The sequence below is a fragment of the Janthinobacterium salmonicoloratum genome, from assembly GCF_051380845.1.
Classification (GTDB): domain Bacteria; phylum Pseudomonadota; class Gammaproteobacteria; order Burkholderiales; family Burkholderiaceae_D; genus Janthinobacterium; species Janthinobacterium lividum_F.
On record NZ_JBNYXV010000001.1, the window covers coordinates 2,514,887 to 2,535,750 of the forward strand.

General features: G+C 62.4%; 20 protein-coding genes. 9 read left to right on the forward strand and 11 right to left on the reverse strand.

The genetic code is table 11. The annotated features are described in order from the left end of the window. The first annotated feature begins 75 nt into the window (after positions 1-75). From ACQ4WY_RS11620 to ACQ4WY_RS11630, 3 genes are read left to right on the forward strand one after another with little or no spacing between them, the layout of a single operon-like run. A complete protein-coding gene (locus tag ACQ4WY_RS11620) occupies positions 76-1,203 on the forward strand; it encodes a hypothetical protein (protein WP_436504112.1) in 1,128 nt (375 codons plus the stop codon). Between the two features lie 4 nt (positions 1,204-1,207). Next, on the forward strand, positions 1,208-2,638 hold the full coding sequence (locus ACQ4WY_RS11625; protein ID WP_436504113.1) for an MBOAT family O-acyltransferase: 1,431 nt from the start codon (positions 1,208-1,210) through the stop codon (positions 2,636-2,638). Further along, on the forward strand, positions 2,625-3,680 hold the full coding sequence (locus ACQ4WY_RS11630) for a hypothetical protein (protein WP_436504114.1): 1,056 nt from the start codon (positions 2,625-2,627) through the stop codon (positions 3,678-3,680). Before ACQ4WY_RS11625 ends, ACQ4WY_RS11630 begins: the two co-directional genes overlap by 14 nt. Here the strand turns inward: ACQ4WY_RS11630 and ACQ4WY_RS11635 are convergent. The 3 genes from ACQ4WY_RS11635 to ACQ4WY_RS11645 form a co-directional block, all read right to left on the reverse strand. Next, positions 3,677-4,264 carry a GNAT family N-acetyltransferase gene (locus ACQ4WY_RS11635; RefSeq protein WP_436504115.1) on the reverse strand — a complete coding sequence of 196 codons (588 nt, stop codon included), beginning with the start codon at positions 4,262-4,264 and terminating at the stop codon, positions 3,677-3,679. The genes ACQ4WY_RS11630 and ACQ4WY_RS11635 overlap by 4 nt on opposite strands. A 4-nt stretch (positions 4,265-4,268) precedes the next feature. Continuing rightward, on the reverse strand, positions 4,269-4,847 hold the full coding sequence (locus tag ACQ4WY_RS11640; protein WP_436504116.1) for an NnrU family protein: 579 nt from the start codon (positions 4,845-4,847) through the stop codon (positions 4,269-4,271). 69 nt (positions 4,848-4,916) lie between these two features. Then, positions 4,917-5,309: an Imm10 family immunity protein gene (locus tag ACQ4WY_RS11645; protein WP_077408640.1), complete on the reverse strand. Its 393-nt coding sequence runs from the start codon at positions 5,307-5,309 to the stop codon at positions 4,917-4,919. A 147-nt stretch (positions 5,310-5,456) separates the two neighbouring features. Here ACQ4WY_RS11645 and ACQ4WY_RS11650 point away from each other — a divergent pair, with 147 nt between their 5' ends. The 4 genes from ACQ4WY_RS11650 (at position 5,457) to ACQ4WY_RS11665 (ending at position 8,505) form a co-directional block, all read left to right on the forward strand. Continuing rightward, positions 5,457-5,873 carry a GNAT family N-acetyltransferase gene (locus ACQ4WY_RS11650; protein ID WP_436504117.1) on the forward strand — a complete coding sequence of 139 codons (417 nt, stop codon included), beginning with the start codon at positions 5,457-5,459 and terminating at the stop codon, positions 5,871-5,873. Between the two features lie 7 nt (positions 5,874-5,880). Beyond that, complete coding sequence (locus ACQ4WY_RS11655; protein WP_436504118.1) at positions 5,881-6,627, forward strand: M56 family metallopeptidase; 747 nt, start codon at positions 5,881-5,883, stop codon at positions 6,625-6,627. A gap of 70 nt (positions 6,628-6,697) precedes the next feature. Then, entirely contained in the window at positions 6,698-7,198 is a 501-nt protein-coding gene (locus ACQ4WY_RS11660; RefSeq protein ID WP_353659869.1) for a hypothetical protein, read from the forward strand. A gap of 440 nt (positions 7,199-7,638) precedes the next feature. Further along, positions 7,639-8,505 (forward strand): hypothetical protein, encoded by an 867-nt coding sequence (locus ACQ4WY_RS11665; RefSeq protein ID WP_436504119.1) that lies wholly within the window; start codon positions 7,639-7,641, stop codon positions 8,503-8,505. A gap of 51 nt (positions 8,506-8,556) precedes the next feature. Here the strand turns inward: ACQ4WY_RS11665 and ACQ4WY_RS11670 are convergent, their stop codons facing one another. From ACQ4WY_RS11670 to ACQ4WY_RS11685, 4 genes are all read right to left on the reverse strand, one after another. Next, complete coding sequence (locus ACQ4WY_RS11670; RefSeq protein ID WP_436504120.1) at positions 8,557-10,875, reverse strand: NADP-dependent malic enzyme; 2,319 nt, start codon at positions 10,873-10,875, stop codon at positions 8,557-8,559. 174 nt (positions 10,876-11,049) lie between these two features. After that, positions 11,050-11,427, reverse strand: coding sequence for a hypothetical protein (locus ACQ4WY_RS11675; protein WP_436504121.1), 378 nt, complete (start codon positions 11,425-11,427; stop codon positions 11,050-11,052). After that, the gene (locus tag ACQ4WY_RS11680; RefSeq protein WP_436504122.1) at positions 11,420-12,013 is read right to left on the reverse strand and encodes an SMI1/KNR4 family protein; all 594 of its coding nucleotides are present in this window, start codon (positions 12,011-12,013) and stop codon (positions 11,420-11,422) included. Before ACQ4WY_RS11680 ends, ACQ4WY_RS11675 begins: the two co-directional genes overlap by 8 nt. 44 nt (positions 12,014-12,057) lie before the next feature. Further along, positions 12,058-13,266 (reverse strand): MFS transporter, encoded by a 1,209-nt coding sequence (locus ACQ4WY_RS11685; RefSeq protein WP_436504123.1) that lies wholly within the window; start codon positions 13,264-13,266, stop codon positions 12,058-12,060. Between the two features lie 121 nt (positions 13,267-13,387). Here ACQ4WY_RS11685 and ACQ4WY_RS11690 point away from each other — a divergent pair, with 121 nt between their 5' ends. Continuing rightward, a complete protein-coding gene (locus ACQ4WY_RS11690; RefSeq protein ID WP_436504124.1) occupies positions 13,388-13,909 on the forward strand; it encodes a MarR family winged helix-turn-helix transcriptional regulator in 522 nt (173 codons plus the stop codon). Here ACQ4WY_RS11690 and ACQ4WY_RS11695 read toward each other — a convergent pair. Further along, entirely contained in the window at positions 13,906-14,514 is a 609-nt protein-coding gene (locus ACQ4WY_RS11695; protein WP_436504125.1) for a hypothetical protein, read from the reverse strand. The genes ACQ4WY_RS11690 and ACQ4WY_RS11695 overlap by 4 nt on opposite strands. Before the next feature lie 89 nt (positions 14,515-14,603). Between ACQ4WY_RS11695 and thiL the strand changes: the two genes are divergently transcribed. Continuing rightward, positions 14,604-15,584 carry a thiamine-phosphate kinase gene (thiL, locus tag ACQ4WY_RS11700; RefSeq protein WP_436504126.1) on the forward strand — a complete coding sequence of 327 codons (981 nt, stop codon included), beginning with the start codon at positions 14,604-14,606 and terminating at the stop codon, positions 15,582-15,584. A gap of 19 nt (positions 15,585-15,603) precedes the next feature. Here thiL and ACQ4WY_RS11705 read toward each other — a convergent pair whose 3' ends face one another. The 3 genes from ACQ4WY_RS11705 to ACQ4WY_RS11715 are packed head-to-tail and all read right to left on the reverse strand — an operon-like array spanning position 15,604 to position 20,837. Further along, the gene (locus ACQ4WY_RS11705) at positions 15,604-18,180 is read right to left on the reverse strand and encodes an EAL domain-containing protein (RefSeq protein ID WP_436504127.1); all 2,577 of its coding nucleotides are present in this window, start codon (positions 18,178-18,180) and stop codon (positions 15,604-15,606) included. Then, complete coding sequence (locus ACQ4WY_RS11710) at positions 18,177-20,207, reverse strand: sensor histidine kinase, YfiR-like protein-associated (protein ID WP_436504128.1); 2,031 nt, start codon at positions 20,205-20,207, stop codon at positions 18,177-18,179. The genes ACQ4WY_RS11705 and ACQ4WY_RS11710 overlap by 4 nt, the downstream gene beginning before the upstream one ends. Continuing rightward, positions 20,208-20,837 (reverse strand): TOL_0243 family YfiR-like periplasmic protein, encoded by a 630-nt coding sequence (locus tag ACQ4WY_RS11715; protein ID WP_436504129.1) that lies wholly within the window; start codon positions 20,835-20,837, stop codon positions 20,208-20,210. Positions 20,838-20,864 lie beyond the last annotated feature (27 nt).

The window sequence follows — 20,864 nt, forward strand, 5'->3', positions numbered from 1 at the left end:
TTTGCCTGTTTAAACGGCATACTAGTGTCTCAGGCCATACGCTCCACTTTACGGCTCATGCCTGAGCATACAAGCATGCCTCGCCTCGCAAGACGCATTGTTCAACGTCCATTAATTTTTCGATCTTACCTTCCGGTGCTTATGAACTCCCTATCTGAACTTGCGCCCTCCACGGAGCAAAATGACTTTGCCTATTTTCGTGAGCTCAATGCGCGATTGGGAACCCTCAAGGCGGCCAACTATGATGTGGCGTCAAAATGCAATTTGCGCTGTGAAGGTTGCCTGTTCTTCGAAGGCGAAGAAAACGAAGGACACGAAGATTGCCGTTCGCTTGCCGAATGGGATGCCCTGTTTGCCGCCGATGCGGCACGTGGCGTCACGCTGGCCTACATGGCAGGCGCGGAGCCCAGCCTGGTGCCCGACCGGCTGCGCGCGGCCCAAAAATACATCCCGCATGGCATTGTGTTTACCAATGGCACGATACGCTTGCCCGACGATATCTTTTATCGCATCCATATCTCATCCTGGGGTGTCGATGAAATCGGTAGTTCATTGCGCGCCGGCGACGTGCTGACCAAGGCAATGAACAATTACCGCGACGACCCTCGTGCCGTCTGCGTGTTTACCATTACATCCCTGAATATCAATCAGATCATGATTATGGCAAAGCTTGCCAACAGTCATGGATTGCCGCTTACCTTCAGCTATTTCAGTCCGACGACCCGCTATCTCGACAAGCTGGAAAACAAGGTAGATAACGACAAGGCATATTTCCGCATCAGCAGTGCCACACAAAGCCTGGCCCTGACGCAAGCGGATTTTGCCCATGCCCGCCAGGAAATTGTGCGCGCCATGCTCGCCTATCCGGAAACGGTGCAGTATTCCCTCCACTATGACGACTGGGTCACGGGCGACAAGCTCTATGACATCGATCCCGTCACCAAGATCGCCAAAAACTGCGGTTTCCGCATTACCAAGCAAGTGCATGTGCATGTCGATCATCAACCGGGCAAGGGCAAGTGCTGCAGTTCGAATATCGATTGCGGCAACTGTCGCGCCTATGCAATGGGACAGTCGACCTATCTGTCGCGTATCCGCGAAGCAGTCAGGAAACCGGAAGAACTCGCCAAATGGCTGGAAGTCAGGGAAATCTGGGCCAAGCTGTTCTTGAACAGCAACAACTCGGCCAAGCCTCGCTTGTAATACGATGAGTTTTACCTCGTACTGGTTTGCCCTTGCCTTCTTACCATTGTCGGCGTATGGCTACCGCCATCTGCTGCAAAAAAGCCATTTCAATCTGCTGCTGCCGCTGCTGATTTCACTGCTTTTTTATTACCTCAATGATGCGCACAATCTGCTGCTATTCTGTGTGTCGATGGGCGCCAACTGGCTGCTCGCTGGCCTGATTGGTCGGAACCGTGAAAAAACCCGCTACCTGGCATTGGCGATTGCGGGAAACTTATGTTTTCTCGCCTTATATAAGTATGCGAAATTCTTCGTCGTGCCCGGGACCGCGATTCCCGCCTTACCGCTGGGCATCTCGTATTTCACCTTTACGCAAATCGCCTTTCTGGTCGATACGGCGCGGGGCCAAGCCCGCAGTACCAATCCACTCGAATATGCACTCTTCGTGGCCTGGTTCCCCCACCTTCCTGCCGGCCCCCTGCTGTCGCATAAGGACATGCTGCCGCAATTCATGGCCACGCCGGGCACATCATCGGCCCTGCATCCGGAACCACGCGACTACGCCGTCGGCCTTACCCTGTTCGCCATCGGCCTGCTCAAGAAATCCTGCATCGCGCCTATTTTCCACCATGCCCAGGGCGACGTTTTCCAGCGCGCGGGACAAGGTGATCCCATCGGCCTCGTCGAGACCTGGATCGCCTGCCTGGGCTTCCTGTTCGAAACATATTACGATTTTTGTGGCTATTCGGAAATGGCCATGGGCATCAGCCGCATGTTCGGCATTCATCTGCCCGTCAATTTTCACGCCCCCTTCAAGTCTTCCAGCCCGGTCGAATTCTGGACACGCTGGCATGTGACCCTGGGCGCCTTCATGCGCGACTACCTGTATCGCCCCCTGACCAAAAAACGCCAGGTGTGGCGGCATTACGCGGCCCTGTTCGTGGTGATGATGGCGGTCGCCATCTGGCATGGCGCCACCGTCCCCTTGCTTATCTTCGGTGTCTATCAGGGCCTGCTCGTCACGGGCAACCACGCACTGCGGCGCTGGAATCTCATAGCGCGCAAAGGCGGCAGGCTGCAGCACTGGGCCGGCAGGGTATTTACGCTGGCGGCCATCGCCTTTTCCGTCAGCCTGTGGGCCACACCCGACTGGCATGCGGCCCAGTACGTCATTCTTGGCTTGATGGGAGCCGGGCATGCCGCCATCTGGCCCGCAGGGTACTTCGGCATCACCGCGATCTTCGCGGCCATTGCATTCAACTGGTCGGCCCCTTCCCTGATCGACCTGGTGGCGAAAGAACTCCCCGCCTGGAGCGTGCAGCTGAAAAAATCCACTATCAGCACGCTGGCCTGGAAACCCAGCCTGGCGTGGGCGGTAGCAGTCGCCGTCGCGCTGTGCCTGGCGCTCATCAATTTGTCCGCTGTCAAAGAGTTTAAATATGCTGGGTTTTAATCATGAAATCCCCATCGCACGCTTTTTCGCCTGCGTTTTTTTCATTGCGGTCGGATTGGCGCTCCTTATTGCTGGACTCGTTTTTATCGTCGATCCATATGCGATCTGGCGGCGCCAGTCGAGCGATAAGATCAATACCATCAAACTGGAGATTCCCGCTGGTAGCCAGTCAAGCGCGGCTGCATTGCGCAGCGCGCTGAATCCGCCTGACGTGCTGATTCTTGGTTCTTCTCGGGTACGGCGTGGTTTCAACGAAACGCTCGCCTCCAACTTGTATGGCGGCAACGTTCAAGTAACTGGCATCGATGCCCTGCCCCTATCAAAAGCAAAGGATCTGTTTTTCACCATGAGCCAAGAGGCACGCATTAAAAGGCTGTATTTGGAAGTCAATTACCTCACATCCAATGCCTGCGAAATGAAAAATGAAAATGAGGTGACAAGAAATAAGCTCTACTCCCCGTTTCATTATCTGTCGCCCGAGAATGCCCTCATACACAGCCTAAGAACGCTGAAAATAAATCTGCTCCCCCTGCGTTCCTTCGACAACTATTTTGACAAACAAGGGCGTTACTATGACGACCCTGCTAAAGGGGCCACACGTGCAGGGCGAGCGGAAGCACTTGAGTCGAGCTTTAACCAGCTATTCAAGACGGTTGCAGGCGCTTGTCAAAATCATGCAAGCAATGCCGCCGATATCAGGGATTTAACGGCCATCTTCCATCTCGCGCAAACCAGACAAATAGAAGTCATCTTGCTGATTTTGCCTGTTAGCAAAAAATGGCAAACACGTATCCGCCGGGCCGGACTTGTGCCTCAAGCAGCGCAATGGAAAAGGGAGATCACCTTGCTCGCGTCGCAATTCCATGTGCCTTTGCTTAACTATGAACTACATGACGATGGAAGCGATCAATCTGACAACACTTTTCCTTCCATGCCCATGTTTTGGGATGAGACGCACTTCTCAAACCGCCTGGGCGACCGCCTGTTACGCGATATGCTGGACGCCAGTGGCCGGTCGTCCATCCGGCCAAGCGTACCTTAGCGCCCCAGGCGACCCTCCAGCCCCGCCTTCACCGCGTCCCACTCCGTATCGATAATGCTGAAACGCACGGAATTGCGCTTGCGTCCGTCGGGCATGATGCGCTCATGGCGCACGATGCCTTCCTGGACCGCGCCCAGGCGCACAATGGCGGCGCGCGATTTGTCGTTCAGCTCGTCGGTGGTGAATTGCACGCGCACGGCCTGCATCGCCTCGAAGGCATGCGTCAGCAACAGCAATTTTGCTTCCGTGTTCACGCCCGAGCGCTGTACCGAGGCGGCTAGCCAGGTATGGCCGATTTCCATCTTGCGGTTGGCGCGGTCTATCTTCCAGAAGCGCGTGCTGCCGACGATGGAGCCCGTGGCCCGCTGCACGATGACGAAGGGCATGACGCTGCCGGCGCGCCTTCCTTCCAGGGCCGTGACGATGTAGGCGGCCATGGTGGCGGGGCCGGGCACCACGGTCACCGTCATGTTCCACAGTTCGCCATCGGCGGCCGCCTGCAGCAGCTGTGGCCCGTGTTCCGGCTGCAGCGGCAGAAGCTCGACCAGCTGGCCGCGCAGGCCGATCTCCATCGCTTGCTCCATCCTCCTATCCAAACGGCCGTACGCCAAACAGCACGCCGTGCAGCCAGAACGCCAGCAGCAGCCACAGCGCACAGCCCGCGACTATGGCGATCAAGGTGCCTGTCATGGTGCCGCCCGGGTATGCCACCCCGGCCGCGCGGTCGCGCTGCACGGCGGAATACAGATCCACTGACGACCAAACGAGAAAGCCGCCGAACAGCAGCACGTCGGCTACGTTGCCGTTGGCCAGCAGATGCGCGATAGCCCAGAGTTGCGTGCCCAGCAACATGGGGTGGTGCACCAGGGTCTTGATGCGGTTGCGCGGCACATTGGCCGCCGCCAGTAAAATCAGCGACAACAGCATCAGCAGGCCGCTGGCGTGACGCAAGCCCATGGGCGGCGCCCACAGCACCTGCGGCTGCTGGCGCGCCAGACCGTAGCCCCAGATGATCAGGCCCAGCCCGGCAAACGCCACGAGAGAATACAGCCCCTTCCAGCGCTTTTCGCCGAGGCGCGCCAACTGGGCGCTGCGCCAGCCATCGGCGACGATACGCACCGAGTGCAAGCCCAGGAACAGCAGCAAACCGAGTATCAGCACAATCATCGTCCTCTCCCTCAGTCAATACCCGCCATTAAGCATATACGACAGCATGACCGGTGCCGTTCGCCCAGATCAACGTTCCTCGCGATAGTAATCGCAGCCTTCGAACGTGGTGCGCAGCGCCTGTTGCAGCTGGGCGTAGCGCTCGGGCGTCAAATTAAAACGCACATCGATTTGGCCGTCGTCATCCATCTGCATGGCCGCCTCGGCATCCATCTGCACGGACAGGCGGTTCGGATGCAGGATCACGGCATGCATGTGGCCGTACCACGCAAATTCCTGGCCGCCATATTCGATGTAGGGTTCGTCCATGCCCATGGCCACGTCCTGCTCGTCATATTCGTCGGCGCGCTGCAGCATCAGGTAGACGGGCTCGCCTTTGCCGGCTGGCGCGGCCAGGGTGGTGATCAGGGCGTCGTCTTCATTGATAACGGACAACTCGGTGGCGGTAAATCCTGCGGACATGGCGTGCTTTCGACAAATAGAGGGATGCCGCCACCATAGCGCAAAAGCCGCCTGGACGACATAGCGCGCGGCGAAAAAAGCATGCCGCCACGGAAATCCATCGCCGCCTATAATTGCCTCTCCAAACTATTTCTACAGGGGACCACCTTGACCGCAACATCGCCCTACGCCACCCGCCTGGCCATTCCTGCCATCGCCACCTACCAGCACCTGCGCGTAGCCGCCGGCCTGAGCGCGAAAACCACGGAGGCGGCAGCCAAGGGCTTGCCCAACTCCCTGTTTGCCGTGCAAATCCTGCATGGCGACGAGGTGGTGGGCATGGGTCGTATCATCGGTGATGGCGGTTGCTTCTTCCAGGTAGTCGATATCGCCGTGCTGCCGGCCCACCAGGGCAAGGGCCTGGGCAAGCTGATCATGCGCGAAATCCGCCAGTTCATCGATAGCAACGTGCCGCAAAGCGCGTATGTCAGCCTGATCGCCGATGGCCAGGCGCAAGACCTGTATGCGCAATTCGGTTTCAAGCACACGGCGCCCGCCTCGGTCGGCATGGCGCTGAAACGCTAGGCGCCCGATGCCGGCCTGGCTGCTATCCACCCTGGCGCTGGCGCTGCTGTTGAGCGCTGCCGCCTGGCGCGCTGAACGCATGCTGCAGCGGCGCGGGCGCACGACGTGCTGGCTGTGGCTGGCGGTCATCGCCACGTCCGTCATCGTCCCCCTGGCATGGCTGCCCGGCGTGCTGGCGGCCATGCCGCCGGAACAGGCGCAGCTGAAACTGGGCTGGTTTGTCTTGTCGGCAGGCATGCTGCTGCTGTTGGCGCTGCGCAGCGTCTGGCTGTTGTCGCACCAGCTCCGCTGGCAGAAAACAGCGTTACTGGGCACGCCCGTCTTCCTCAGCGGCGGCATCGGCCCCTGCGTGGCGGGGCTGCTGCGGCCCCGCATCGTGATGCCCGTCTGGCTTTCGCTGATTCCCCCCCGGCAGCAGGCGCTGCTGCTGGCGCACGCACAATGCCGGCTGGCAGCGCGCGACCCGCAGCTGCTGGCCCTGGCCTACGCATTGATCGTGCTCATGCCGTGGAACCTGCCCCTGTGGTGGCAGGTGCACCGGCTGCGCTTTGCCATCGAAGTCGATTGCGACGCGCGCATGCTGGCGCACGGCCACGCGCTGCGCGACTACGCCTTCATCCTGCGCCGGCACGGCCAGTATTATTCGGGCTTGACGGGCGCCTCGCCCATCGTGCTGATCGACCCGCGCGCACTGCGCCGGCGCCGCCATCTGATGGGCAGATTTACTCGGGACCAGGCAGCGAACTTGCTATAGTAGCGGCAACGCCGCGCAGCGCGCCTGCGCCCCCCCCCCCGGCTCCCCCTTCAGAAATCAGAGAGATACCATGCTTTACCTGCTTGCCATCGTGATCGTCATCGCCCTGCTGTATTACGTCTTCAGCGGCCGCACGCCCGTGAAACCGCTGCACAAGCCGCTCGTCTCGGTGCGTCAGTACGTGCCGGCGATCCCTCCCGGCGCACCCGCGCATCACTGGAGCGATGAGGGGCGCTTTGCGTCGGAAGTGGAAAACGAATCGATGTACCAGCCCGCCATCGCCAAACTGGCCGGCGAGCACGGTCCCGGTAACGCGGAAGAAAAATGCCTGGCCCTGCTCATCTGCGACGACGCCAACCCGTTCCAGGACAAGGCCATCGCCGTCTTCATTGATGGCCAACTGGTCGGCTACCTGTCGCACAACGACGCCCTGCGCCTGCGCCGCAACCTGGGCCGCATGGACTTGGTAGGCCAGCTGACCTCGTGCGACGCCGTCATCCGCGGAGGCGGCCTGTGGAACGGCAAGCGCTTGTCGTATGCCGTCTGGCTGGATTTGCAGCCCTACAATTAAGTGAACTCCCGCCACGGCCAGCGTTGTTGCGTCACACAAGCAAGTACCGGACAAATGGCGCCGGCGCCGATGCAGACCACTGGAAGGGCAAGGAGTTCAAGACCATTATCGCTGGCTGTACCCCGAACATATTGATGCATATCAAGTAGATCGGCATTTTCAGGAAATGGCATTGCAAATGACCATGGCGTGTCTCTTTTTGACCCATATCAAGTCCTCCATAAGAAAATCGCCGCCAGGCACGGCAATGCTGGACTTGCCAGTGTTGCAGTTCTAGCATTGTTTCCATTCTGACTACCGAGTGACAATATGGCTTACAAATCCATCCTCGTCCACGCCGACCTGTCGCGCCCGTACTGATGGCACATTGAGATCAAGCGCGCCATGTCTGTTTGTTAAATAGCTATAATTGCCTGATTACTTACTTCAAGGCAATGTACATGGAGCAACAACTATTCAATTGGGGTAGCACCCTGGCGCCGTTCGGCAGCGATCTGCTGTGGACCGTCCTGCCGTGGATGCTGCTGTATGGCGTGATCGGCTTTGTGCTGGCGGTCGGCATCTGCTATCAGCTGGCCAGAAAATGCCTGCTGGTGCGCCGTCCGCCCGCCTGGCATGTGGCCTCCAAACTCAGCTATGTGTTGATACTGGTCGCGCTGCCGCTCCTCGCTGGCGGGTTTGGCGCCGTACACAGCGTGCACCGCGTGGTCAGCCAGGCCCTTGAGCGCGACCTGCAACCGGTGTTCGAAGCACAGATGCCGGCGCTGCGCGTCTACCTGGAACAACAGGTCAAGCTGATCGCCCCGGGCCAGCCCATCAGCATGCGCAGCCTGATCGAACCATTCGTGCAAGGCCTGTATTACCGACCCACATCCAGCAGTTACTGGGAACGCAGCAAGGCGCGCTGGATCAATGAATTCATTCTGCGCCGCGGCAGCGTGCTGCTGACGCAAGTGCTGCAGGAACAGCTGATCGCCAGGGTCGGCCTGCTCGGTGAAGCGCTCAAGGGCGCCAACTTCCGTGGCCAGGCGACCGGCGAACTGGCCACGCTGGGCACCGATCTGGCCGTGCGCCTGACCACCGATGTGGCGCGCCAGGCCGACTTCAGCAAACTCGACAAGTCAGTGCCGATGATTTTCATCGACGCCATCAAACAGCAGGCCAGCGCCTATTTCAACTCGCTCAAGATTACGCTGGGCCTGTTCGCGCTGGTAGCGCTGCTGCTGGTGTGGGGCGAAATCATGTTGTACCGCCACTATTTCCTGCGCCGCCATCCGGCCACGGCCCTGCCCGTGGCGCCAATGTAAAAAAGCCACCTCTCCTTGCGGATGAGGTGGCTTTCCATGAGCAGCTAACGCTTAGACTTTACGCTGGGCGACGGCGTCGACCACGCACAGGGCAGTCATGTTGACGATGCGGCGCACGGTGGCCGATGGCGTCAGGATGTGCACGGGCTTGGCGCAGCCGAGCAGGATCGGGCCCACGGCGATGCCATTGCCGGCCGCCGTCTTCACCAGGTTGTAGGCGATGTTGGCCGACTCGATGTTCGGCATAACGAGCAGGTTGGCGTCGTTCTTCAGTGCCGAGTTTGGCATGAGTTTTTGACGCAGCTTGCTGTCGAGGGCCGTATCGCCGTGCATTTCGCCGTCGATTTCCAGGTCAGGCGCGCGTTCCTTGATGATGGCCAGCGCGGCGCGCATCTTTTGCGCCGAGGCGCTGTCGCTGGAACCGAAGTTCGAGTGCGACAGCAAGGCCGCGCGCGGCGACAGGCCGAAACGGGTCATCTCTTCGGCGGCCATGATGGTGATCTCGGCCAATTGTTCGGCGTCCGGGTTTTCATTGACGTGCGTGTCGACCATCACCAGTTGGCGTTCCGGCATGATCAAGACGTTCATGGCGGCGTAGACATTGCTGCCGGCGCGCTTGCCCAGCACCTGGTCGATGTATTTCAGGTGCAGCTGGGTGGTGCCGAAGGTGCCGCAAATCATGCCGTCGGCGTCGCCCTTGTGGATCATCATCGAACCGATCAGGGTGTGGCGGCGGCGCATTTCCAGCTTCGCGTATTCCTCGGTAACGCCCTTGCGGCTGGTCATGGCGTAATACGTGTTCCAGTATTCGCGATAGCGCTCGTCGAAGTCCGGGTTGATGACGTCGAAGTCGACGCCTTGCTTGAGGCGCAGGCCGAATTTCTGGATGCGCGCTTCGAGCACGGGTGGACGGCCGACCAGGATAGGACGCGCCAGTTTTTCATCGACCACCACTTGCACGGCGCGCAGCACGCGCTCTTCTTCGCCTTCAGCGTAGACGATGCGTTTGAGCTCGGCCGGCGTGGATTTCGCCATCAGGAACAGCGGCTTCATGAAGGTGCCGCTGCGGTAGACGAATTGCTGCAGGCTGTCCGCGTACGCTTGCAGATCCTTGATAGGACGCGTGGCGACGCCCGATTCCTCGGCCGCCTTGGCCACGGCCGGGGCGATCTTGATCAGCAAACGGGGATCGAACGGCATCGGGATCAGGTATTCAGGACCGAACGACAGGTTGCTGATGCCGTAAGTGGTGGCGACGATGTCGGACTGCTCGGCATGCGCCAGGTCGGCGATCGCGTGCACGACGGCGATTTCCATTTCGCGCGTGATCGTCGTCGCGCCGCAATCGAGGGCGCCGCGGAAGATGTACGGGAAGCACAGCACGTTGTTGACCTGGTTCGGATAGTCCGAACGGCCAGTGGCGATGATGGCGTCGCTGCGCACAGCCTTGACTTCTTCCGGCAGGATTTCCGGATTCGGGTTGGCCAGCGCCAGGATCAGCGGGTTCGGCGCCATCTTGCGCACCATGTCTTGCTTCAGCACGCCGCCGGCGGAGACGCCGAGGAAAATGTCGGCGTCCGGGATGATCTCGGCCAGGGTGCGCAGCGGCGTATCTTGCGCGAAGCGTTCCTTGTCCGGGTCCATCAGTTCCGTGCGGCCCTTGTAGACGACGCCGGCCAGGTCGGTGACGTAGATGTTTTTCAACGGGAAGCCCAGGTCGACGATCAGATCCAGGCAAGCCAGCGCCGCGGCGCCGGCGCCCGAGACGACCAGTTTGCAGTCCTCGATTTTCTTGCCGACGGCTTTCAGGCCGTTCAGGATGGCCGCGCCGACGATGATGGCGGTGCCGTGCTGGTCGTCATGGAAGACGGGAATCTTCATGCGGTCACGCAGCTGGCGCTCGATGTAGAAGCACTCGGGCGCCTTGATGTCTTCCAGGTTCACGCCCCCGAAGGTCGGTTCCAGCGAAGCGATGATGTCGACCAGTTTATCCGGGTCCATCTCGTTGATTTCGATGTCGAAGACGTCGATGCCGGCGAACTTCTTGAACAGCACGCCCTTGCCTTCCATCACCGGCTTGGCGGCCAGCGGGCCGATATTGCCCAGTCCCAGCACGGCCGTGCCGTTGGTGATGACGGCCACCAGGTTGCCGCGCGCCGTATATTTATAGGCATTCGCAGGATCGATGACGATTTCTTCGCAGGGAGCGGCCACGCCTGGCGAGTAGGCCAGTGCCAGGTCGCGCTGGTTGGTCAGTTGTTTGGTCGGCGTCACGCTGATTTTGCCGGGGCGCGGGCACTCGTGATACTCGAGTGCGGCCAAGCGCAATTGTTGACGCAATTCTTCTTTTTTATCAGATGACGAATCCATGCTGTGCTGCCTTCCTGTTTGGTCGATCGGGTGTTCCGGATTTTATCAGACCGATTCTTTCAATTAGCTAGGTATTTTCCGCTAGCCACAGTCTGATATCACGAAAACGCATAACCTAGCATTGTAAGGCCGTCCGGCGGCACAAACGCTCCGAACAGGAAAAACTATCAAATTTTAGATTTCAATTAGTTTTTGTGATGAGTCACCGGGAGCACGCCACAGCGGCAGCGCCTCGACGGCGCGCTCGATATCGTCCATCTCGTCCGCACCCATGGTCGTGTCGAACGGCGCGGACAGGATGCTGCGCATCAGCGCCAAGCGGGTCGTGGCTTGCTGCGCGTCGATGAAGCGCGTCGTCTCCGCGCAATACTGCGCGCGGCGCTGGGCATCGGCGCCGTCATCGTCACCGTCGGGATAATAATGGCGGCCGATGTGATGCAGCGACTGCAGCAGGAATTCGATTTCGCGCAGGATGCGCAGCGCATCCTCGCCGGACAGCACGATGCGGCGGTTGGCGGGCAGCAGGGAGGGTGGCGTGGCTGGGCTATTCAAAATTTTCATCGACCAGGAATGCATAGTCGTTATCGATCAGCATTTGCAGATAGGCATCGAAGCTGTCGGCGATGACCTGATAGTTGTCTGGGTCATGCAGGAAACGCACGACCTGTCCCACCGTGCCCGACGCCGTGGGCGTGAAATCGATATACAGCCGCGAGGAGCCGCCATTGTTCATGCAATGCGAAAAACACAGGCGCTGGCCCTGCTTGATGCCGGCGTCGATGCGCACGTCGACGATGCCGGGGTCGTCTTCCAGGTAATGGCCATAGATATCGGCGATGCTGCGCTGGTTCGCTTGCCTGTCCTCCAGTATCTGCTCGACGGAACTCAGATAATACGGATACTCGAATACGTCCGAGCCCAGCATGTACACCAGCACCGTGCCGCCGGCATACTCCTGGTAGTAAGTGCCGTTGTACTTGCCCAGCAAGCGCAGCAAGCTGTCAGGGCACAGCGGATACGTTAGGCGCAGGCTGGCCAGTTGCGCCGCGCTGGCGCCGCTGGCCAGCGCCAGCTCCGCCAACGGCTCCGGCGGCAATGCCTTGAGTACACCTGCGAGATAGTGGTCGACGATGTCCATACGTGGCTGGCTCCTGATTTGACGAGTTGGCGCAATATAGCAGCTCAGGATACGCGGCCGGCGCACGGCAGGACCAGCCGCGCCCCCGGCGCGAAGCGCACAGCGATCAGCAATAGCACCACCACGCCACCGGCCATCACCATCCACGCCTGGGCCAGGCTGGACGAGTGCTGGCGGATCAGACCGGCAATAAACGGCATGCTGCTGGCGATGATGTAACCGCCGCCCTGCACAAAGCCCAGCAGCGCACCGGCGCCGGCCGGGTCACGCACGTGGTCCATGCTGACGATCAGCGACAGGGGAAACAGGGACCCGATGCCGCAGCCCAGCAGGATCACGGCCGGCAGCGCCAGTTGCGCGGGTGCCACGATCAGGCAAGCCAAGCCGGCCAGTACCGATAGCAAGACGGCCAGCAACAGGATGCGGCGGTCGGGAAAGCGGTGGATGATGCTGGAAATCACCAGTCCCGCCAGCACTTCCACCAGGGTCAGGCCACCGAGCAGCAAGCCGCTGTCGGCCGCGCTCCAGCCCAGCTCCGTATAAAACGGCGGCAGCCAGGCCAGCACCAGCGTATAGGCGCCCGTGCCGATGCCAAAGAACACCATCAGCAGCCAGGCGCGACCGCTGCCCACGGGCAGGCTGGCGCCCGCGCCGCTGGCCACCTCCACGCGCGAAGCGGCTGCGCGGCGCCACAGCAGCGCGGCGGCCACGGCAGGCAGCGCCCACAGGGCCAGCAACGCTTGCCAGCCCCAGCTTTGCGCCAATGGGGAAGCGGAGGCGGCGGCAATGGCCGCGCCGCCCATGATGCCCGTCGTATAAAACCCCATCAACTGGCCCGCCCGCACGGGGAAATGGCGCTTGATGAAGGCCGGCAGCAGCGCCTGCACCAGTGCAATGCCCAGGCCGCCCAGGGCCGCCGTGGCGATCAGGCCGCCGCTGCCATGCAAGGGCCAGCGCAGCGCGCAGGCGGCAGCGATGATGGCGATGCCCAGCGAAATGCCGCGCGCCACGCCCAGGCGGCGCTGCAGCTGCGCACCCGCCAGCGCGCACACGCCCATGGCGAACACGGGCACGGTGGTCAGCAAGCCCGCGTCGGCATTGCTGATGCCCGTACTGACCTGGATGCTGTCAAGCAAGGGGCCGATGGCCGCCAGGATGGGGCGCAGGTTCAGACCCAGCAGGATGATGGCGGCCACCAGCAGGGCCGAGGAAGCGGAAGAAGAAGAGGTAGCGGCAGGTCGTGCGGAAGGCATGGGATAGTCCTTGCCTCGCTGGGAGGCACATGGTTTAATGCGTCATCAAATATGACTCGACGAAAAGTATCTTAACATAAAGATAGAAATCTATCTTGAGGTCGAGATAAATGGATGCCCCATGACAGATACCCCGCAAGAACACACGCGCGCGCAATTTGCCGCCGCACAATGGCAGCGCGAACTGCCGCAGATGGATACCCGTGCCATGCAGCTGGTGGGCCAGCTGGGCACGGTGGCGCAGCTGATGGCGCGCGACTGGCTCAACCCGCTATTTGCCGAACACGGCTTGCAACCGGGCGAATTCGACGTGCTGGCCACCCTGCGCCGCTCGGGCGCACCCTACAGTCTGACACCGACGGCCCTGTATGAGGCGGCCATGCTGTCCTCGGGCGGCATGACCAACCGCATCGACCGGCTGGAAGCGGCCGGACTGATCGAACGCCAGAAGCATCCGACGGACCGGCGCGGCGTGCTGGTGGCACTGACACAAAGGGGATTGGAACTGATTGAACAGCTGGTGCTGCTGCACGTGGAAAACGAGCGCGCGATGCTGTCGGCGCTTAGCGCGGACGAGCAGCGCCAGCTCGACCAGTTGCTGGCCAAGCTGTTGCAGGGCATGGCGCAGGCGAAGAAAGGTTAGGAAAGCAGGTGCGCCAGCTCGCGCAGCGCCGCATTGCCGCGCCGGGCCAGGCGCTGCAGTTCGGCAGTGTCACGGCTGTCGTACAGGGCCTGGACATGGCCCACGCTGGCCGCGCGCAAGTCGATATCACTGTCGCGGCGGTCTGGAACATGGGCGTCGGCCACGTGCCCCTCGACGAGGGTCAGATAGTAATGACGGGGCTTGCCCCACAAGTTGGCGGAAAACTGCAGCACCAGGCCATTGTCGAACAGCAGGGCACCGCTACGGCCCCCCTGCTCGAGCAGCACGCGAAACGCCGGTAAAGGCTGCCGCGCCGCGCGCAGGAAGCCGGCCAGGTGCACCTGATCACCGAGGCCCAGGCCATTCGCGACCAGCTGGCCGCGCTGCAGATACGCCTTGAACAATACATGCACGGGCCGGCCGGCGCGGCGGAACAGGCGTTCGTCCTCGTGCAGGCACAGCTGGTCGACGTCGCTGACGGCGTCGAAGCCGTGCGCCACCAGCTCCTGCGCCTCGAAAGTGGTCAGGCCAACGGCTTGCGGGTCGCGCAGCCAGCCATGGTCCAACCAGGATTGCAACAGGACGTGAATATCGAGGATGGGCATGGCAAGCGGCTCGGCAGTGGCAAAGGCCTGTATTGTAGGCCAGCCTATAATAGCCGGGCCACACCATCATTCAACGAACAGACCACGCCATGGCCCCACACGACGCGCTTTCCGAATTCGACCTGATCAAACAATATTTCGTGCGCCAGCGCCCCGGCCGCGCCACCCTGGGCATCGGCGACGATTGCGCGCTGCTCACGCCCGGCGCCGGCAAGCAGATCGCCATCTCCTCGGACATGCTGGTCGAGGACCGGCACTTCTTCGCCGGCGCCGACGCCCGCATGCTGGGCCACAAAAGCCTGGCCGTGAACCTGTCCGACCTGGCCGCCATGGGCGCGCGCCCCGTGGCATTTACCCTGGCCCTGGCGCTGCCGCAGGCGGAGCGCAGCTGGCTGGCGGGCTTTGCCGAAGGCCTGTTTGCGCTGGCCGATGAATTTGGCTGCGAATTGATCGGCGGCGACACCACCAAGGGCCCCTTGAATATCTGCATCACCGTGTTTGGCGAACTGGCGCCGGGCCAGGCCCTGCGCCGCAGCGCGGCCGTGGCGGGCGATGATATCTGGGTCAGCGGCAGCGTGGGCGACGCGCGCCTGGCGCTGGCCGGCTACCGCATGGAACAGGAGCTGGCGCCAGCCGACCTGCTGATGGCCGCCGCGCGCATGCACACGCCCACGCCACGCGTGGCGCTGGGCTGCGCCCTGGCCGAAGCGGGCCTCGCGCATGCAGCCATCGACATTTCGGATGGCCTGGTGGGAGACCTCGGCCACATATTAAAAGCATCGCGGGTGGGCGCCACCCTCGACGTCGACGCCCTGCCTGCCGGCCCCGTGCTGGCGAGGCAAGACACGCCCCTGCGCCGCCGCTACACGGCCGCCGGCGGCGACGACTATGAACTGTGCTTCACGGCGCCCGCCTCGTCGCGTGACGCCATCGCCGCCCTGGCGGCAAGCTGCGGCACGCCCGTCACGCGCGTGGGCAGCATCGAGGCGCAATCAGGCTTGCGGCTGGTGGATGCGGCCGGGCAGCCGCTGGATTTGGCCTTGAGTTCTTTCGACCACTTCAGCGAATAAAAATAAGGAATCAGCAGAATCAGCGCACCGCCAAGCGCGCCAGTCCCGGCTGGTTCACCATCCAGTAGTGCTGGAAGGCCAGGCGGATGTTGTCGCGCAGCTGGGTGTCATCCCACGGTTTCGTATAAAAACGGTAGATGGCGCCCCGGTTGATCGAGTCGAGCACGGCTTCCAGCCCCGTGTAGCCGGACAGGATGATGCGGATGGTTTCCGGGTACAGCTCCTTCACCTTGCTGAGGAACTCCGTGCCGCTCATGCTGGGCATGCGCTGGTCGCAGACGATGACGTGCACCCGGTGCAGGGCCAGCATTTCAAACCCTTCGGCCGGCGTGCTGGCCGTGAGAATCTGATAGCCCTCGGGACGGAACAGGCGGTGCAAGGACGACAGCACGTTGACGTCGTCGTCGACGATGAGCAGGGTCTGCGCCGGCTGGGCGGCCGGGTCGTGGCCGGGCGGCAGGCCGGCGCCGGCGACGATCATCTGGCCCAGCTCCAGCGCCGGCAGGGCGCGGCTGAAATAAAAGCCCTGGATTTCATCGCAGCGGTTGCGCCGCAGGTATTCCAGCTGCGGGCGCGATTCCACGCCCTCGGCCACCACGCTCAGTTTCAGGCTGTGCGCCATGCTGACGATGGCCAGCGCGATGGCCGCGTCGTTCGGGTTGCTGGTGATGTTGCGCACGAAGGCGATGTCGATTTTGAGCTTGTCGATGGGGAAGCGCTGCAGGTAGGCGAGGCTCGAGTAACCGGTGCCGAAATCGTCGATGGCCACCTTCACGCCGATTTTCTTCAGTTTGCCCAGCACGACAATGGTGCGCTCGGCGTTCGACATCAGCGCCGTTTCCGTCAGTTCCAGTTCCAGCAATTCGGGCGCCACATCGTGCTGCGCCAGCGCGCGCGTCACTTCGCCTTCCAGGTCGCCTTCGGCAAACTGGCGGCTCGACACATTCACGGCCACGTGCACGGGTCCCACTTCACTGTCGCGCCACTCGGCGATCTGGCGGCAGGCGGCCTGGATCACCCAGGCGCCCACGCGCACGATCAGGCCCGTGTCTTCCAGCACCGGCACGAATTCGGCCGGCGCCACCAGGCCGTAGCCGGGACGGCGCCAGCGCAGCAGCGCTTCCACGCCGCTGATGCGGCCCGTGCGCAAATCCACTTTCGGCTGGTAGTACAGGATGAACTGATCCTGTTCGAGCGCATGGCGCAGCGCCAGTTCCAGGTCCAGGCGCGCGAGCACCTGCACGTTCATGCCGGCCGTGAAAAAGCGGTAGCCGTCGCGGCCCGCCTGCTTGGCGCCGCCCATGGCCGTATTCGCGTACTTAATGAGCGTTTCAGGGTCGGTCGCGTCGTCCGGATACATGGCGATGCCGATGCTGGCCGTCAGGGTAGCCGCATGGCCGCGCAAGTCGAACGGCGCGCGCAAGGCTTCACGCACCTGGTTGGCCACCGCCACGGCTTCCTGCTGGTTGCGGCTCATGGTGAGAATCAGCGCGAATTCGTCGTTGCCCAGGCGTCCTACCGTGTCGCGCAGGCGCACGCATTCGACCAGGCGGTTGCTGAACTGGCGCAGCAGTTCGTCGCCCAGCGCCGCGCCCAGGGTGTCGTTGATGCTTTTAAAACGGTCCAGCGCGATGAACAGCACCACGATGCGCCAGCTTTTTTCCTGCGCCAGGTCGACGGCCTGGGCCAGCGTCTGGTAGAACAGGCTGCGGTTCGGCAACCCCGTCAAGCCATCGTAGTGGGCCAGGTGCTTCAAGCGCTCCTGCGCCTGGCGCCGCTCGCTGATGTCGCGCGCCACGGCGATCAGCAGCAAGCCGCCCGCACCCTGCCCGCCCGCCACGGGCGCCTGCGCATACCAGTGCCAGCCCAGTTCCACGGGCACCAGGCTCAGGTCGCGCCGCACTAGTTCGCATTCCGTCACTTCCGTGGCCAGGTGGGCCGGGCCGCCCGGCAGTGCGGCCAGCGGCGGGGCCGGCGGCGACGGCAGCAAGGTGCCGGGCGCCAGCGCCAGTAGTTCGGTGCGGGTATAGCCGAGCAGGCGGCAAGCGCCGTCGTTGACGTCGACCAGGGTCATGCCCAGTAGGTCGACGAGGAAGATGGCGTCGGTGGTGGCGTCCACGGCGCCGCGAAAGCGCTGCAGTTCGGCCGTACGCTGGCCCACCGTGCGTTCGAGCAGCGTGTTGTAGTGGCGCGCGGCGCGGTGCAGCAGCCGCACTTCGAGCATGTTGCGGATGCGCGTGAGCACCTCGAGCGCGTCGAAGGGCTTGCTGATGAAGTCACGCGCGCCCGCTTCCAGCGCCGCCAGCTTGGCGTCCGGGTCGGCGGCGATCACCAGCACGGGCAAATAACCTTCCAGCTCAAGCGGGCGCAGCGCATCCATCACGGCATAGCCGTTCATGCCGGGCATGACCAGGTCGAGGATGATCAGGTCGAACTGCTGCTGCTGGTGCAGGCCGGCCACGGCGCGCGCATCGAGGGTGCTGGCGAGGGACGTGTAACCGCCGCTTTGCAGCAAATGCTCGAGCAGGCGCAAATTGACTTCCTGGTCGTCGACGATGAGAATTTTCGCCGCATAGATATCGGCCTGGCTGATCATGGCGCGCCTGTTCCCTTCTGCCTGCGCTGCTGCGCCACATAGGCCAGGGTGCTGTTGATCGCCTCGGTAAATTCGTCAAGGTTGATCGGCTTGGTCAGGTAGCGGTAAAAGCCCAGCGCCATGCTGCGCTCCACGTCGCCCGGCATGGCGTTGGCCGTCAGGGCGATGACGGGGATGTGCGCCGTGCGCGGATCGGCGCGCAACAGTTTCAGCGCGTCCGTGCCATTCACATTTGGCAGGTTGATGTCCATCAGTATCAGTTGCGGCAAATGCGTGCGCGCCATTTCCACGCCCAGGCGGCCATCCGTTGCCGTCAACAGCTGCAATTGCGGGCAGTAGCGCACGATTTCCTCAACCAGGGTCAGGTTGGCGGGATTGTCTTCCACGTACAGCAAGGTCACGGGGGCGCTGTTCTCGAGCAGCGCCCCGGCCAGGTCCGGCCGCGGCATGGCCAGGGCTGTCGGCGCGGGCAAGGCATCGACCACGCGCAGCTCGATCCAGAAGGTGCTGCCCTCGCCGGGTGCGCTGGTCACGCCGATGCTGCCATCCATCAGCTCCACCAAACGCTTGGTGACCACCAGACCGATGCCGCTGCCCTCTTCCGTGCCGCCCTCTTGCCCCAGCCGGTTGAAGGGCTGGAACAGCAGCGCCACCTGTTCGCCGGTGAGGCCTACGCCCGTGTCGCGCACGCTGATGCGCACCCGGCCTCCCGCCTGCGGCTTGCAATCGATGGCCACCCGCCCCTGCTCGCGGTTGTACTTGAGCGCATTCGACAGCAGGTTCAATAAAATCTGCTTGAGGCGCGTGCGGTCGGCCAGCACGTTCAGGGGACAGGCGTCGGGAAAGGCCATGCCGATGCCGCGCTGGCTGGCCAGCGGCGCGATCATGTCGCGGCATTCCTGCAAGATGGCGTCCAGGGCCACCGGTTCCAGCGACAGGCTGACCGTGCCCGATTCCACCTTGGCCAGGTCGAGAATTTCATTGATCAAGGTCAGCAGGTGACGCCCCGATTTCAGGATATGGCCGGCGAACTCCTTCTTTTGCTCCAGGGTCGACGGCAGGCGGTCGGAACTGAGGATTTGCGCGAAGCCCAGGATGGCGTTCAGCGGCGTGCGCAATTCATGGCTCATCGACGACAGGAAAGCCGACTTGGCATAGTTGGCGCTGCGCGCCTCTTCCATCGCCATGGCCAGTTCGCCATTCGTCATTTCCAGCTGCATCGTGCGCTCGTGCACGCGCACTTCCAGCTCCTGGTTCAGGCGCATGACTTCCTGCTGCGCCTGGGTGCGCCGCTCGCCCTCGCGCGCCAGCTCGCCGTTCGAGCGCTCCAGCGCCTGCGTGCGCAGCTCGATCTCGGCCAGCATCTTGTTGAAGGAATCGACCAGCTGCGCCACTTCATCATCGCTGAGCTTGCGCGCGCGGCGCGAGTAGTCGCCCGTCTCGATCACTTCGCGCGCCACGTCGGCGATATCGAGGATGGGCTGCGTGATGACGAAATCGAGGCGGCGCAGCAGCAGCAAGGCCACCAGCAGCGCCAGCACCGTCACGCCCAGCGCGATGGCCAGGTAATCGGCCGTGCGGCCGGCCAGCTCATAATCGGCGCGCAGATACACAGTGCCCAGCAGTTCGCCATTGTCGATGATGGGCTTGAACAATTCCACCGAGCTGCCCTGGATGCTTTCGCCTTCCTTGCCCACCTTCGCCGGCAGCTCGCCTACGCGTTCATTTGCGCGGTAGCTGGCGAACAGGCTGCCATCGGCCTTGTACAGGGCGCCGGCCGTCACGCGCGGGCGGATGCGCATCAGGTTGAGGTTTTCCAGCGCCAGGCGTTCGTCGTCGAAGGCCAGCGCGGCCGAGCTCATGTGGCCCAGCAGCTCGGCCTGGGTACTGATGTCGGCCACCAGGTTGCGGTGGTAGGCGCGCAAATCGTAGACGACGATGGTGCCCAGCGAAATGACGAGCGCCACCAGGGTGGTCAGCAAGACCACCGACATCAGTTTGTGGCGGATGGAACGCAGTCTGATCATCTAGGCGCCCCCCGTTTGCACGCGATAGGCGGCCAGCAGCATGCGCGCACTGATGCGGATATGCGCCTGCGCCACAGGCTTCAGGGCGACGTCGAAGCGCACCTTGTCCTCGGCCATCACAAAATTGATCATGCTGCCCATCGCGTAGACCTCATCCGAATCGGACACCGTCAGCAACGCCAGGCCACGGCTGGCGGCCAGCATCTCCTGCAGCGCCGTTTTCTCCAGCGCACCCAGGTACAGCACGTGCAGCCCCGCCAGCGCTTCGCCGCGGCGCACTTTTTTCACCTGCACGGTGCGGCCGTTGACGCTATGCCCGGCCACGCTCTGTTCGAGCTGCTCGGCCAGTGCATCGGCGCCCGCCACGCCGATCACCAGCGGAGAATCGGGCCGGGCAAAACTGGCATCGGGCCATTCGACATAGCCGGCAAACTTGTACAGATACGCGGCCTTGACCTGGCGTTCCAGCTCGCCCTGCACCTGCACCTGCACCTGCGCCCGCGCATCGGCGCACAGCACGCCCAGGAGCAGCAATAGCCAGCCCCAGCGGAGAGAGCGGCGGCCTGCGCCGCGCACGGGGCGGCGCAGGGGGCCAGGATGACGCCACCAGGTCCAGTTAAAAATCAGCATGACAACCGAGTAAAGATAATGCATACG

Coding starts and splice junctions, on each gene's coding strand:
- ACQ4WY_RS11620 (WP_436504112.1), top strand. CDS start 76: ATGCCTCGCCTCGCAAGACGCATTGTTCAACGTCCATTAATTTTTCGA.
- ACQ4WY_RS11685 (WP_436504123.1), bottom strand. CDS start 13,266: ATGCCTTCCGCACGACCTGCCGCTACCTCTTCTTCTTCCGCTTCCTCG.
- ACQ4WY_RS11670 (WP_436504120.1), bottom strand. CDS start 10,875: ATGGATTCGTCATCTGATAAAAAAGAAGAATTGCGTCAACAATTGCGC.
- ACQ4WY_RS11655 (WP_436504118.1), top strand. CDS start 5,881: ATGCCGGCCTGGCTGCTATCCACCCTGGCGCTGGCGCTGCTGTTGAGC.
- ACQ4WY_RS11690 (WP_436504124.1), top strand. CDS start 13,388: ATGACAGATACCCCGCAAGAACACACGCGCGCGCAATTTGCCGCCGCA.
- ACQ4WY_RS11660 (WP_353659869.1), top strand. CDS start 6,698: ATGCTTTACCTGCTTGCCATCGTGATCGTCATCGCCCTGCTGTATTAC.
- ACQ4WY_RS11665 (WP_436504119.1), top strand. CDS start 7,639: ATGGAGCAACAACTATTCAATTGGGGTAGCACCCTGGCGCCGTTCGGC.
- ACQ4WY_RS11710 (WP_436504128.1), bottom strand. CDS start 20,207: ATGATCAGACTGCGTTCCATCCGCCACAAACTGATGTCGGTGGTCTTG.
- ACQ4WY_RS11715 (WP_436504129.1), bottom strand. CDS start 20,837: ATGCTGATTTTTAACTGGACCTGGTGGCGTCATCCTGGCCCCCTGCGC.
- thiL (WP_436504126.1), top strand. CDS start 14,604: ATGGCCCCACACGACGCGCTTTCCGAATTCGACCTGATCAAACAATAT.
- ACQ4WY_RS11705 (WP_436504127.1), bottom strand. CDS start 18,180: ATGATCAGCCAGGCCGATATCTATGCGGCGAAAATTCTCATCGTCGAC.
- ACQ4WY_RS11680 (WP_436504122.1), bottom strand. CDS start 12,013: ATGGACATCGTCGACCACTATCTCGCAGGTGTACTCAAGGCATTGCCG.
- ACQ4WY_RS11630 (WP_436504114.1), top strand. CDS start 2,625: ATGCTGGGTTTTAATCATGAAATCCCCATCGCACGCTTTTTCGCCTGC.
- ACQ4WY_RS11645 (WP_077408640.1), bottom strand. CDS start 5,309: ATGTCCGCAGGATTTACCGCCACCGAGTTGTCCGTTATCAATGAAGAC.
- ACQ4WY_RS11695 (WP_436504125.1), bottom strand. CDS start 14,514: ATGCCCATCCTCGATATTCACGTCCTGTTGCAATCCTGGTTGGACCAT.
- ACQ4WY_RS11640 (WP_436504116.1), bottom strand. CDS start 4,847: ATGATTGTGCTGATACTCGGTTTGCTGCTGTTCCTGGGCTTGCACTCG.
- ACQ4WY_RS11625 (WP_436504113.1), top strand. CDS start 1,208: ATGAGTTTTACCTCGTACTGGTTTGCCCTTGCCTTCTTACCATTGTCG.
- ACQ4WY_RS11635 (WP_436504115.1), bottom strand. CDS start 4,264: ATGGAGCAAGCGATGGAGATCGGCCTGCGCGGCCAGCTGGTCGAGCTT.